The 13,246-nt window shown below is 42.9% G+C and carries 15 protein-coding genes and 1 riboswitch; of the genes, 13 read left to right on the top strand and 2 right to left on the bottom strand.

What is annotated here, in order from left to right; translation table 11 throughout:
• Nucleotides 1-156 precede the first annotated feature (156 nt).
• Nucleotides 157-296, bottom strand: a riboswitch (cobalamin riboswitch).
• 99 nt (nt 297-395) lie between these two features.
• Nucleotides 396-950, top strand: coding sequence for an HAD-IIIA family hydrolase (locus NCCP2222_RS10705; protein WP_248512230.1), 555 nt, complete (start codon nt 396-398; stop codon nt 948-950).
• A gap of 21 nt (nt 951-971) precedes the next feature.
• Here NCCP2222_RS10705 and NCCP2222_RS10700 read toward each other — a convergent pair whose 3' ends face one another.
• Entirely contained in the window at nt 972-1,718 is a 747-nt protein-coding gene (locus NCCP2222_RS10700) for a class I SAM-dependent methyltransferase (protein WP_248512229.1), read from the bottom strand.
• 57 nt (nt 1,719-1,775) lie between these two features.
• On the bottom strand, nt 1,776-2,306 hold the full coding sequence (locus NCCP2222_RS10695) for a hypothetical protein (protein ID WP_248512228.1): 531 nt from the start codon (nt 2,304-2,306) through the stop codon (nt 1,776-1,778).
• 112 nt (nt 2,307-2,418) lie between these two features.
• Here NCCP2222_RS10695 and NCCP2222_RS10690 point away from each other — a divergent pair, with 112 nt between their 5' ends.
• The 12 genes from NCCP2222_RS10690 (at nt 2,419) to NCCP2222_RS10635 (ending at nt 13,226) form a co-directional block, all read left to right on the top strand.
• Nucleotides 2,419-2,919, top strand: coding sequence for a GNAT family N-acetyltransferase (locus NCCP2222_RS10690; protein ID WP_248512226.1), 501 nt, complete (start codon nt 2,419-2,421; stop codon nt 2,917-2,919).
• Complete coding sequence (locus NCCP2222_RS10685; RefSeq protein ID WP_248512225.1) at nt 2,919-3,800, top strand: phosphotransferase; 882 nt, start codon at nt 2,919-2,921, stop codon at nt 3,798-3,800. The genes NCCP2222_RS10690 and NCCP2222_RS10685 overlap by 1 nt, the downstream gene beginning before the upstream one ends.
• Nucleotides 3,793-4,185 (top strand): GNAT family N-acetyltransferase, encoded by a 393-nt coding sequence (locus NCCP2222_RS10680; protein ID WP_248512224.1) that lies wholly within the window; start codon nt 3,793-3,795, stop codon nt 4,183-4,185. Before NCCP2222_RS10685 ends, NCCP2222_RS10680 begins: the two co-directional genes overlap by 8 nt.
• Before the next feature lie 173 nt (nt 4,186-4,358).
• Nucleotides 4,359-5,459 (top strand): endospore germination permease, encoded by a 1,101-nt coding sequence (locus NCCP2222_RS10675; protein WP_248512223.1) that lies wholly within the window; start codon nt 4,359-4,361, stop codon nt 5,457-5,459.
• A 17-nt stretch (nt 5,460-5,476) separates the two neighbouring features.
• On the top strand, nt 5,477-6,943 hold the full coding sequence (locus tag NCCP2222_RS10670) for a spore germination protein (protein WP_248512221.1): 1,467 nt from the start codon (nt 5,477-5,479) through the stop codon (nt 6,941-6,943).
• Nucleotides 6,933-8,093 (top strand): Ger(x)C family spore germination protein, encoded by a 1,161-nt coding sequence (locus NCCP2222_RS10665; protein WP_248512218.1) that lies wholly within the window; start codon nt 6,933-6,935, stop codon nt 8,091-8,093. The genes NCCP2222_RS10670 and NCCP2222_RS10665 overlap by 11 nt, the downstream gene beginning before the upstream one ends.
• Before the next feature lie 138 nt (nt 8,094-8,231).
• On the top strand, nt 8,232-8,756 hold the full coding sequence (locus NCCP2222_RS10660) for a GrpB family protein (protein ID WP_248512217.1): 525 nt from the start codon (nt 8,232-8,234) through the stop codon (nt 8,754-8,756).
• Between the two features lie 12 nt (nt 8,757-8,768).
• Entirely contained in the window at nt 8,769-10,061 is a 1,293-nt protein-coding gene (locus tag NCCP2222_RS10655) for an acyl-CoA thioesterase/bile acid-CoA:amino acid N-acyltransferase family protein (RefSeq protein ID WP_248512214.1), read from the top strand.
• 177 nt (nt 10,062-10,238) lie between these two features.
• Complete coding sequence (locus NCCP2222_RS10650) at nt 10,239-10,751, top strand: D-glycero-alpha-D-manno-heptose-1,7-bisphosphate 7-phosphatase (RefSeq protein WP_248512211.1); 513 nt, start codon at nt 10,239-10,241, stop codon at nt 10,749-10,751.
• A 12-nt stretch (nt 10,752-10,763) separates the two neighbouring features.
• Entirely contained in the window at nt 10,764-11,285 is a 522-nt protein-coding gene (locus NCCP2222_RS10645; RefSeq protein WP_248512209.1) for a shikimate kinase, read from the top strand.
• A gap of 90 nt (nt 11,286-11,375) precedes the next feature.
• On the top strand, nt 11,376-12,287 hold the full coding sequence (locus NCCP2222_RS10640; RefSeq protein WP_248512204.1) for a nuclease-related domain-containing protein: 912 nt from the start codon (nt 11,376-11,378) through the stop codon (nt 12,285-12,287).
• A 459-nt stretch (nt 12,288-12,746) separates the two neighbouring features.
• On the top strand, nt 12,747-13,226 hold the full coding sequence (locus tag NCCP2222_RS10635) for a DUF6530 family protein (RefSeq protein ID WP_248512202.1): 480 nt from the start codon (nt 12,747-12,749) through the stop codon (nt 13,224-13,226).
• Nucleotides 13,227-13,246 lie beyond the last annotated feature (20 nt).

The following is a 13,246-nucleotide window of genomic DNA, read 5'->3' as shown; positions in this document are numbered from 1 at the left end:
TTGTCATATAGTCCACCCTTTCGTATTTAATTGCATAAAAAAAGTACATTTCCAACGGGGAGTCAGAAATGTACGGTATTTTGAAAGGCATGCTGAAAAAAGCACGCACTTTGCCTGCGCGTATCCATCTAACACCTCCCTATCGACCGTAGGTTTACAGCGTTGTTGAACTAGGCTGGTATCTGGCTTCAGCACAAGGGCTGTCACAGTGGCGGGACCGCGCCGGATTCGATTGCTCACCGGCTTCCCATTTAAGATCTGAGACTTCTCAGATCACCTATTCCGTCTGCTATTCGATTTGATTAAAGGTAGCATGTCAAAAATTTTCTGTCAACCATTCTATCGAAATAGTTTAACAACTACGTTATGATGAAAGAAGGGAAGGGGGAAGGAAAATGGGGGAAATTCAAGGAGTCTTTCTCGATCGGGACGGCACGATAGGGGGAACCGGACATTTTATTCATCCAAGAGACTTTACACTGTATCCCTTCAGTCGGCAGGCGTTTGCCTTGTTGAAAAATCATCATATTAAGATGTTTGCATGCACAAACCAGCATCGGATTAGCAAGGGCCAGGCAACCTTACAGGAGTTTCGGGATGAATTCCGGTCGTATGGGTTTGACGATGCTTTTATTTGCCCGCATAGCCCAGAAGATGGATGCCAATGTCATAAACCGAACCCGGGCCTATTGTGGGAAGCATCGAGGAAACACGGTATCGAACTATCGAATACGGCTTTTATTGGTGACGTTGGGGCAACGGACATGCTGGCTGCTCATGCAGTCGGTGCCAAAAAGATTCTCGTGTTAACCGGCTGGGGGAGAAGTTCCTGCACGGACTACAAGCATAAGTGGGCGGACATCGAGCCTGATTACATTGCTGAAAACCTGCTTGATGCAGTGAAATGGATTATTCAATACAACAATGAAAAAACTACGCTTGGATTGTGAAGTCCAAGCGCAGTGTTTGTTTTATAATTTCTTGCACTTAATAATCAACGTCGTCGGCAGCTTTGTTGCCTTCTCATAAGAATACCAGCGATTTTCATGCTTTTCGCGGTCTTCCTCCGTGAGAGCCACATCCTCGATGATCTTCTCAATTTGAAAACCATGGTCGGCGAGCGTATTAATATATGTACTCACTTTCAATTGCTGCATAATAGCGGGTGCGTGCCATGCTTCGTGATCATACGGACCTTCCTCGTGATACGACTTATCAAAATGGAGACTGCCATCCGCTAATCTCGCTCGGCTATGCAGCGGATGCTCCCAGCTGAAAATGAAAGTCCCGCCTGTCTTCAAATATCGATGGACATTTTGAATCGTTGCCTGAAGATCTGTCGTCCAGCCGAGTGCGAAAATCGAGTAGACGATATCAAAATAATTGTCCGGTAAGCCCGGATCTTTCTCCATCGGAGACTCAAATAAGTGGACGGGTGCTGTCATATCAGCCAGCACATTTCTTGCTGTCTCGATCTGTGTTTTAGATAAATCAACTCCCCATAACTCCGCGGCACCTCGTTCACCCATATAAAGCAGTGAATGGCCGCTGCCGCAGCCGATATCCAGCACTTTACATCCCGAGACATCCCCAAGTAGATGCAAGTCCTCTTCGCTCGGCGCAAGCGGCCCATAGTTCGGAAGTGGATTGCGCCCGAAAAAACGATGCGCCACTTCATCCCAGCTCTTTTTGTTTACATGCAATGTTTCAGAAACCATCTGCTCAACCTCCTTATGTTATACGAATGTATATTCGCTGTTTTGTGTTGAAATCCTCTATTTTCGATCATCATTATAAACACGTAATTTTTCTATCGTGTTGAAAATGTCAGTATAGGTTGTTTTTATGGTTTCTTCCGTACGTGTGTCATTATAGAGTCCAAATTCATACGTTCTCAGATCGCCGACGAACAAAATTCCGGAAGCATAGCTGTGTCCCATGTCAGGAGCAGATTCGAATGACACTCCTTCTGTTACAAAAGGGAGGGAGCTCTTTCTCGAATCAATGAAAATGGTGGGGATTGTCAATTGCTTATAAATCTCGGCTAGTTCATCATCGGCAGCTTCGGATAATTCTTCCGGCATGATGAAGATCGCATCGAATTGTTCAGGGATACTCTTCACTTCATAAAGTAAATCATCGAACGATAGCTCTTGGAATCGAATTTTATCTGAATCGACGTCCGGTTGTTCCCCAATAATGCCTATCATTAAATCTTCTCCTTCATATGGTGGAAACTCGACGGACTTATCCTTGCTACAAGCAGCTAAAAGAAACATGATCAAAAGTAGGGCAATTCTTTTCATTGGCCATCCTCCTATGCTGGATGTATTCGACGCGCTTACAAATTCACCTCTCTAGAAAGAGGTATGTGAAGGGTAGAACGCGAAAGTAAGCAGTAAGAAAAGGGGGGATCTCATGTCAAAACAAGCACTGGATATTCGAAAAGCAACGGATGCTGTAGCGGTCATCACTTTATTAAAAGAAGTAGCGGCATGGTTGAAAGCGAATGAGATCGATCAATGGGGCTTTTTGTTGGAAGGTGGAGAAGATGAAGAGATCAGGCAGGCCATCCTGTCGGGAGATACATATGTGGTTCATCTGGAGAACGAGATGGTTGCTACCTTTACGCTTTACCCGCGCCAAAGTGAATGGGACGAATATATATGGGGAAAAGAGGACCAAGCTGACGTCCTGTATCTCCATCGGCTGGCAGTTGCACCTCGCATGATGAGGAAGGATCTTGGGAAGGAAATCTTGCATTGGATTTTGGATAACCATTCTCAACCGATCCGTCTGGATTGTGTATCAGGACATAAAAAGTTGGCGAAATTTTATGCCGAAAATGGGTTTACTCTCATTGGTGAATCGGAAGACGGCCATTATAAGTTTCAAAAAGAAGGTCAGGTGCTAAATTGATGATTGATACGCTACAAAACAAGGGCATTATCCCGAATGGAAACTATGAGCTTATAGAATTGAAAGGAGGGACAACAAGTGGACGTGTGTATCTCATTGTTGGGGAAGAAAAATTCATTTTAAAGTACGATCAACCAATCGGAATCGGGATTGTCGATCATTTTTATAACACCTATGGAACAATATATTTATTCCCGAGAGTATATGCTGTTGACATGGAAGAGGGATGGATACTGTATGAATACACGGATGGCACGACACATACGAATCGGGGACAGAAATCGGAATGGATGAAAATTCTAGTGACAAGGGTGTTAAACCAGTACAAACCATCTGACCCACAAGCGCCATGGGGCCGGGTTGGAGGCGAGCCTCGGTCGGCTTGGTCAGATTTTAATCGAAAGAGCTTAGAATATGCATATGAAAATGTAGGGGATTTATTATCCAACGAAGATTATTCCAGAATGGAATCATTTGTCGAGGAACTGGCGATGTATGATGCGAACGAATTAAAATATTACTTACATGGGGATACGGGTGTCCATAATTTCGTGTTCCAGAATGAGTGCCTGGCAGGTGTCATTGACCCTTCTCCTATGGTTGGCCCTATCCTCTATGATTTTACGTATGCATTTTGTTCCTCTCCGGATGACCTGACAGTAGAAGCGCTTCTTTCCTCTTTTGAACTGTTGGAATCAGTTCAGATGGAAACATCCCGGCTGATCAAGGAAGTTGTGTTCCAGTTATACACCCGGATCGGCATTTGTAAGCAAGCGCATCCTCATGATTTGGATGCCTATTTGGAGGCTTGGGCTTATTGGAGAGGGCTGTTGGATGCATGTCAGAAGACAACAGTTTCACAGGGCGATTTGAATGTATGAGGCAGTAATTAATCTAAAGATATCTGCTGAAGAAGTTCCTTTATTGAGAGAGTCCGTCGGTTGGGAAAAGCGGGAGACTGATTATCCGCTTCTGTTTGAACGATGCAACTTTTGGGTTGGTACCCGAAATGAGAAAGGTATGCTCGTTGGTTTTGGGTATATTGCAGGCATGAAGTTGCAACATGGGTATATGGAGGATATTATCGTCCATCCTAATTTTCGGAAATTAGGGATTGGCGTGAAGCTTGTCAGGACGCTGATAGATGAGGCAGACAGAAGAGGCATCGAAATCGTAACCACAACGTATAGTGATAAGCATGCACGGTTTTATGAGAAATGCGGATTTACTACTTGTAGCGGAGGACTATGGAGAAAAGACAAATAAATAAACTTTAGTAATGGATGATCTCGAATACTGAGGTCATCTTTTTTTCATTCAAACATTCATATTCTTATGCGGATACAAATTGAACAGACATAACTGTCTTTCTTGGCTGGTTATATTTACATTGTATGGTGTCAAGAATAAGAGGACAAACAAACGATAGAGGTTGTTACATGAAAAACACGGGCACGATCGGTATTTTGCATATCATCTTTTTAGCGATGACTGTTGTTGGTTTGAAAAATCATGTCACCATACTGCCGCCTTTGATAACTAAGGTAGGAAGGGACGGTTGGGCATCCGTTTTGATGGCAGCAGGTGCAACATCGCTTTGGTTGCTTCTTCTTGCATATGTAGTAAAAAAAATGAATGGCGTTCCGTTAAAAGATTGGCTGCAAGAAAAAATCGGGAAAGCTGGTTCTCGCTTTGTTAGATATGCAATTGCGTTGTTCCTTCTTATTTTAGCTTCTTTCACTTTAGATGAGACTTTACAATGGGTGAACGCGACCTTTTTGCCTGAGACTCCGTTTATTTTCATGTTACTCATTTATGTTACGCTGTGTGTTTATTTTGCTACGACGAGTCTACCCATTATTCTAATGGCTAATGTTCTTGTTTTGGCTGTTGTGGTCGTATTAGGTTTTTTTGTTTCATTTACCAATATTAAAGTAAAAAATTATGATTTATTACAGCCTTTTTTTGAACATGGGTTACGACCGATTGCGGAAGGGGCGATTTATCCAGGCTCTGGGTTCATTGAAATCACCTTGTTGCTGTTGATCCAGCACCGGAGTAAAAAACCACTTCGTTTTAAACATTTTTTCATCATACTCATGATTTTGTTGTTTTTAACATTAGGCCCGTTGATAGGCGCTATCACAGAATTTGGGCCGACTGAGGCTGCGAAGCAGAGGTATCCAGCGTATGAAGAATGGGGTCTTGTCAGCATCGGGCGGTTTATCGAACATGTTGACTTCCTCTCCATTTATCAATGGTTGACGGGGACTTTTATTAGGGTCGGTTTCCTTTTGTATATCGTAATTGATTTACTTGGGTGGGAGAAAAAGAAGAAACAAGTATGGAGGGTGATTGCTCCTGCTTTCTTTTTTATTTGTATCCCTCTACTGTCTTTAAGTGATCATAAATTTCTCATCCTAAAAGGCGAATTCCTGTTAAAGGGGAGCTTTGCAGTCTTCTTGCTGATGTCACTATTTTTTTTCGTCCTAACTATGTTCTCCCGCAAATCAAAGAAGAATGAAAGTGAGTCTAACTGAAGAGGGGGGAGTAAAGAATGCAACCAGATGAAGACATGATCACGATAGAGACATTAAGAAAGTTATTTGAAAAGTCAGCTGACATCTCATTTCAAGAGTATATGTTCAATGGCCAAAAAATTGATTTTATCATTTGTGAAGCGATGGTTGATCAACAAATGCTTCATGGGGTAGTCGTAAAACGAGTGCAAGAGTTTTGTGAAACGATGGAATTGGAAAAGGGACAATCTGCTACAAATATTCTGGAATATTTACATGTACCGGGATTGCAACAAGTGACAGAAAAAAGTGAAATCATCTCGTTAGTTTATACAGGTAATGTCATACTTTGTTTTTCCGAATCCAATATAATTCTCTCAAGCAATATTGCCAATAAGCCGAATCGAAAACCGGAAGAAACCAAATTAGAATCGGCCGTAAAGGGACCCCGTGATAATTTTATCGAAGATGTTGCTACGAATATCGCGATTATTAGGAAGAGGCTTCCTACAAATTCATTATGTGTAGAGAAGTTTACATTAGGCAAACGAAGCAAGACAACGGTCGCTCTTCTTTACTTTGACGACATAGCAGATAAGAAAACATTAAGTACACTTCAACAACGGTTGGGAGAAGTGGATACAGATATAGTGTTCAGTGCCGATGTTCTAATGGAAATGGTGGAGAAGAGCCCTCTTTTATTACCCTTACATGATTTAACAGGTCGGCCGGATAGTGCAGTTGAAGCTCTTGCGAGAGGGCGATTTATCATTTTTGTCGATGGTTCTTCATACGGCGTTATCACGCCGATGAATATCGGACTTCCTCTGAAGACGGGGGAAGATACTGAATATCCTATCATTACTAGTTCCTTTGAACGGTTGCTCCGTTATGCAGGATTGTTAATAGGTGGGATGCTTCCGGCATTTTGGCTGGCACTTACTACGTACCATCAGAATCAATTGCCGCTGCAACTCTTGGCAACAGTCGTTGAATCGGGAATCGGCCTGCCATTTCCAGCTGTAATTGAAATGCTGCTTATGATTTTTATGTTTGAGTTATTTCGAGAAGCGGGCTTGCGACTTCCTTCAGTCATTGGAGGAACCATTAGCGTGGTGGGAGGTCTCATCATCGGAGATGCGGCCATTAATGCAGGAATTACCAGTCCAGCTATGATAGTCGTGATTGCTTCTTCGACAATTGCCACATTCACTTTGGTCAATCAATCTCTTGTCACTGCGGTGAGTGTGATACGACTATTTTTTATAGCTTTTACTGCGTTTTTTGGACTGTTCGGTTTTTTTATAGCGTTTTTCTTTGTGCTTACTTCTTTAGCAAAAATCAGGATATATGACGTTCCCTATCTAAATTTTACTGCTGATCTAAGTTTATCAAATATTTCCAAGACGTTTTTGCGTCTTACCCCAGCACAGTATAACAAACGGCCAAAAATGTTGAAGCCCACGGATGAGACAAGGGCGAAAGAGGCAGATCGTGAATCATAAGAGAAAAAGTTTATTTATTTTAATAGTAGTAAGCCTTTTCCTTACAGGTTGTTGGAACCAAACTGAGCCAGAACGATTGCTTTATGTTCATGGTTTAGGAATTGATTACAAGGATGGAGAATTCCATGTATATGTTCAAATTATCGACTTTGCGAGCACAGCAAAATTGAGTCAACCGGCTCATTCCCGTGCACAATCAGAAGTTGGGCATGGAACCGGAAAAACAATGGACGAGGCAATTTTTAAACTTTATAATTCAGTGGATCGGCGTGTCTACTGGGGTCATTTATCATATATTGTCTTTTCGGAGAATGCCTTGGATGGAGGAGCGGTAAACTCAGTAATGGATAGTTTTATTCGATATCGCGATACACGTTATGAAGTCCAGTTATATGGAACAAACGATTCTGTCAAAAACGTATTACTGACTACTCCTATTATTAATACCGCTATTACCTTGTCGAAATTAGGAGATCCTCGTAGTTCATATGTACAAAATTCTTTTATCCATCCTACTACAATGCGTACAATGATTATCGGTTTAGATGAACCTGGTCATGACATGACAATCCCCTATGTAACCATAAAAGAGAATTGGGAAAGTGTGGAACAGAAAAGCCAGGTTGCAGATTTGGCAGGTTTCGGCATTCTGACGCCCAAGGAATTTAAAGGTTTTATCACACACGATAAGGCAAGAGGACTTCAATGGATGTCTAACAAATCAAAGAGAATTGAAGTATCCCTGAAGTCTGGGGAAAATGAAAAAAATCGGCAATCTTTAATTATAAATGGAGTTAAAACGAAAGTTAAACCCAAAGTACAGGGCTCCGAAGTTACTTTTGCAATTGACGTTAGTTTCGACATAGTTGTAGCATCGGTGCAAGGGAAAACGACTTATGGGAAGCTAATCAAAGAAGTCGAAGATCAAGTAGAGAAGGAAATTAGAGAGACCTATGATGAGGGGTTAAAATTAAATGCTGATGTCTATCGGTTATCCGAATATTTGTACCGGAAGGACGTGAAGTCGTGGAAACGTCTGCAGAAAGAAGGAAAGGTAGAGCTATCCGAAGAATCAATCGACTCCATAAATGTTCACGTAAGAAGGGTTAAATCGGGAAGAAAGTCATTGACCGAAAATTATGGTCCGTAAAAAAGGATTTACCATTGTTCCTCTCGAAGAAATCAGAGTCGGAACAGATAAAAAATTGGCATACGATACAAAGGCTCGTTCCGGTTCAAGGGGTGAGCTATTTTTTATGGAGAGAACTACACATGGTGAGGTGATTGGATGAGAAAAGTGGAGGTACTGACCTATTCGGATGAGTGGCCATTGAAGTTTCGAGAAGCTGCTAAGGAATTGCAACGTGTGTTTGGTTCCGAATTGCTCGCCATTCATCATATCGGCAGCACATCGGTCGTCGGCTTATCCGCAAAGCCAATTATCGATATCATGCCCGTTGTGAAGGAGATTGCGAGAATTGATTTCTTTAATCAAACTATGTTAGAGCTTGGGTATGAAGCAAAAGGGGAGAATGGTATTGTCGGGCGACGCTATTTTCAAAAAGGCGGGGATGAACGGACGCACCATATCCATGTATATGAAGAGGGGTCTCCGGAAATCGGGCGGCACCTCGCTTTCCGGGACTACTTGCGTGAGCATCCGGATATGGCCGAAAAGTATGGCGAGTTAAAAGAAGGACTTGCAAAGCGCTATCCGAGGGACGTTGCGGCGTATATCAGAGGAAAGGAACAACTGGCTTTGGAGATTGAGAGGGAGGCTTTGGAGTGGGTGCGAAAGAAGAAAAATAAATAGGGGGCGTAAATAGTGAATGAAGTTTTTAATAAGCCACGCTTGCACATTGATGTTAAGTCAGTGTTGATGGATCAATCCATTTCTATAAGAGTGAAAGGACTTATTGAGAATCAAAAAATTACAGTCAGATGCAAACGTACATCTTATTGGGGCACAAAAATTTATGAAATGGAGTCCTACGGTATTTACAAGGCAAACTCATCAGGTGTAATTGACCTACACAAAACTGCGTCAATCGAAGGTACATATAAAGGTATTGATGGAATGGGATTATTTTGGTCAATGCAAATAGTAAGCACAAAAGAAAATAACATGGAAATCTTGGACAAGCTTCAACCGCACATAGTGTTCATATCTATTGAAGAAGAAACACAGACGATTGATACACATATTATTGAACGTAGATGGATGGATGCAGCTGTTACTAGAACAGCAGTGAACGAGCAAGGGATAGTGGGAACGTTGTTTCATTCTTCAAACTCTATACCTAAGCCGACCTTGTTGGTTGGTGGTAGGTGGATCGGAAGGAGGGATTTACGAATTTCCTGCTCCCTATTGGCTTCACGTGGCTTTAATGTACTGTCATTGGGCTATTGGGGAATGGACCCGCTTTCAAGCGAGTTGGTCAATATTCCACTGGAGTTAGTAGGAAATGCGATTCAATGGCTAAAGCAAAAGAAAGAAATTGCAACCGATTTTATCGGGATGCATGGGACATCGAAAGGAGCCGAACTTGCCTTGCTGGCTGCTGTGCATTTTAAGGAGATTAAGGCAGTTGTTGCGTTAAATGGTTCCCCTGTAGCCCTTTGCGGTATTGTACCATGGACGGATGAGGCGGAATTACCACCTGCTTGGACGTTTGAAGGAAAACCAATATCTTATGCAAGAAGAGATAATTCGGTTGAAATCGCCAAAACGTGTTCCGCTTTGCGCGAAGCAGGGAAAAATCCACTTCGTACTTGGTATGATTATTTGACAGCAGATCCTGAAATAACAAAACAGGCGACTATTCCTGTTGAAAATATTAATGGCCCAATCCTTTTAATTTCAGGAATGGAAGATGCCTGTTTTGATTCAGTCGGTTTGAATGAAATTGCAATGAAAAGGTTGGGAACAAATAAATTCAAGCATGAGTACGAACATTTGACATACGAAAGGGCGGGACATGAAATTGGTATCCCTAACATTTCTATATCGGCCAGCGAGTTTACAGGGGGTACCAAATTCGATACCGCACAAGCGAGTCAAGATTCATGGGAAAAGACAATTGATTTTTTTAAAAGAGCAAGTCATACAGAATGTTGAGATGAGATTATTCTATACAAGTGATTTGTGAAAATAACAATTTTCTATATGGGTTGGAAATAATTTTGATGTAGTTTGAACGGGTGTCTGGGAGTTTATGATCTGAATGAGGTTACTATTATTATTACAAGGGACAGCGAATAGCTTCAAATAGCGCTGTCAAAAGGGGGGAGGGGGATGAAAGTTGCTTTTTTTGATCGGGATGGAACGATCATTAAAGATTATTTGGATGAGGAATGGACCGGTGTTTCGGAGCCTGTATTTCTTCCGGATGCGATTGATACATTGCGTCAAGTACGTCAGAAAGGTTATGACATCATTATTATTACAAATCAATATTTAATCAATGAAGGGTTCATTACAGTAAAGCAATATGAAACAGTTCAAGCCATGTTACTGTTGGAGTTGGAGAAACAGGGTGTTGATATTTTGGCTGTTTTTTATTGCCCGCATCGCAGAAATGAAGGCTGTAATTGCTGTAAACCGGAAACCGGCATGATACTGCAAGCGCTCGATGACTATCCTTCGATAGATTTGAAGAGTTCCTTTGTAATAGGAGATTCGGGAGTCGACATGGAGCTGGCAAGGAGAATGAACATGAGAGGATTTGGCATCAAGGTCTCAATACCGGAGGACGTGACAGACATCAAGCAAGTGAATGAAGTGGCGGATGTGCTGGGATACATATAGGGGTGGATAAATTTGAAGCTGTTCATTATGGGGATCGTGGCGAGCGGGAAAACAACATATGCCAAAAAACTATCCGAGCAATTAGGGCTCCCTTTCGTTGAATTGGATGCGGTTGTGTATCATGAGAAGGAGGGGCAGCGGGTGAAACGTGCACCGGACGAGCAGATGCAAGTAATTCAAGAAATTGACCGGGCAGGAGGATGGGTGATGGAAGGGGTCTACCGGCCTTCTTATCACGCGCTGTTTGATATGGCGGATGCGATTATTTGGCTGGATCCGCCTTTGAATAAAAGAAGATATCGTATTTTCCGCAGGCATGTGAAACAGGTTTTGGGGCTTGAGGCCTGCGCGTATAAGCCGGATTTTCAGATGCTGATCAATATGTATAAGTGGACAGAGGATTTTGAGCGGAAACGGCCGGTGCTGCAGGAATATTTGAAGCCGCATCGGCGGAAAGTGATTACAGTGAAGGGGAATCCTTGGTTGGATGGGGAGTTGAGAAATTTATTGCATTTGAATGAATCTTGTAAATAAAGTAGAATTCTAGATAACGGAAAGGAGTGAAGAACATTCATTAGTAAACAAAGAAGGAAGCCGCTGCTGTGGGAAGGCCTGCAGGCGGCGATGAAACGTTTGCCGGAGTACCACGAAAGTTTTCCCGCATTGCAAACAAAGCAAGCCGCCGTCCAAGCGGGTTTTGGAGGTGAGCAGGAGCTCGATAAGATTTTCGAGCGATATCCATTTTCCATGGAATATCAAGTATTTCACGATCTCTCTCTTTTCACTAGCGCCCCCTTTCAGCTAGACACATTGTTCATTACCCCCTGGTACGCCATTGTATTTGAAGTGAAAAATATGTCGGGTGAGCTGCTCGTCACTGAAAATCCACCTCAGCTTATTCGAACATTAGAATCAGGACAAGTGAGTCGCTTTAAAAGTCCGTTTACCCAATTGGAAAACAACTGCGCGTTGTTTACAGATTGGCTGAGCCGAAGAAGTGTTTCACTTCCGGTATATGGCGTCATAGTGCTCGCCTATCCAAGACAGCATATTGAGGTATTTGACACGACCGTACCTATTTTATTCCCTCAAGCTGTTCCCGCCTTCATTCGCAAGCTTCCGTCAGGAGTTCCCTTGTTGGACAAAGCGGTTTTTGCCGATTTGCTAGTAAACCTCCAAAAAAGTCATCGGCAGTTCATTCCTCCTCCAATCTGCACGACATTTTCCATTCCTTCTCAACATATTCAAACAGGCGTCATTTGCCCGAATTGCCATCGCCTCGGCATGAAAAAATATACGGGAGGCTGGCGATGTCTTTCATGTGGAAAGACAAGCAGGCACGCCCACAAACAAGCCATTCGGGAGTGGTTTCTCCTATTCGGAGGCGCCATGCGCAATCAAGACTGCCGCCACTTCCTTCATGTAGAACGACAACAAACGGCCCATCGATTATTAACCTCCATGGAACTAGAAAAAAAGGGCTCCTATCGAGATAGGACGTATAGTATGCGATTTGATACGGAACAGCGCACTTGATTGTGCGCTTTTTTAGTGGGCTGGAAAAGGAGAGTCGGTGGTAACGGGGTGTAGGTCGGTGGTAAAAGAGGTCAGGTCGGTGGTAAAGGGGAGAATCGGTGGTAAAGGAGCCTAGGTCGGTGGTAAGAGGTTGAGAGTCGGTGGTAAAGGAGCCCAGGTCGGTGGTAAACGGTCGAGAATCGGTGGTAAAGGCGCTCAAGACGGTGGTAAAGGTTGAGAGTCGGTGGTAAAGGAGTCCAGGTCGGTGGTAAGAGGTCGAGAATCGGTGGTAAAGGAGCCCAAGTCGGTGGTAAAGGCGTCCAAATCGGTGGTAACCGGCTACGCCTCGACAGTAAGGTTCACAAATCGACGTGCTTTCCAGAAAAGAAGGTGCGTCATTTTTTTATTGACAATATTTAGATGAAAGTATATATTTACTACACCAGTAATTTAGTAAATCAGTAAATGAGGAGAGTGGAAATGAAAATTCCTACACATTTGAAACATAAGCCGGTGATTGTAGCGGAGAATTATGCGAATATTGATGGTCGGACTGCGTATAAGACGGATGCGCAAGGGTTATCGCTCGGTCTGGCTCAGTGGAATGATCGGGGAAAGTTGGATATTTCGGCGAAGATTTGGCGACATACAGGAGGTAAGTGGTCTCGCCAATCGGAGGAGATGCCGCTGCATCGGGTCTTGGACTTGGCCATTTTGGTCTGCGAGGCGCAGCTTTATTTCCGGGAGGCCTATCGTCATGAAGATTTATATGATCCGGAAAATCCAATTATTAAGCGCGTCGGCCTGCAAGGGGATGCTATGACGGTGGAAGTATGCACGGAAAATGAGCAAATTAAAGAAGATATTCAATTGTTCCAACAAGCTTTAAACGAAGACGGTGAATTAATTGGCGAGCGATTACGTACACTGTCACACATCTTAAAGGAAATGGGTTATTAAATATAACTCAAGAGGATCTA

It is taken from the genome of Sporosarcina sp. NCCP-2222 (assembly GCF_023168145.1).
Lineage (GTDB): Bacteria > Bacillota > Bacilli > Bacillales_A > Planococcaceae > Sporosarcina.
This window is presented reverse-complemented; position numbering and strand designations above follow the sequence as displayed.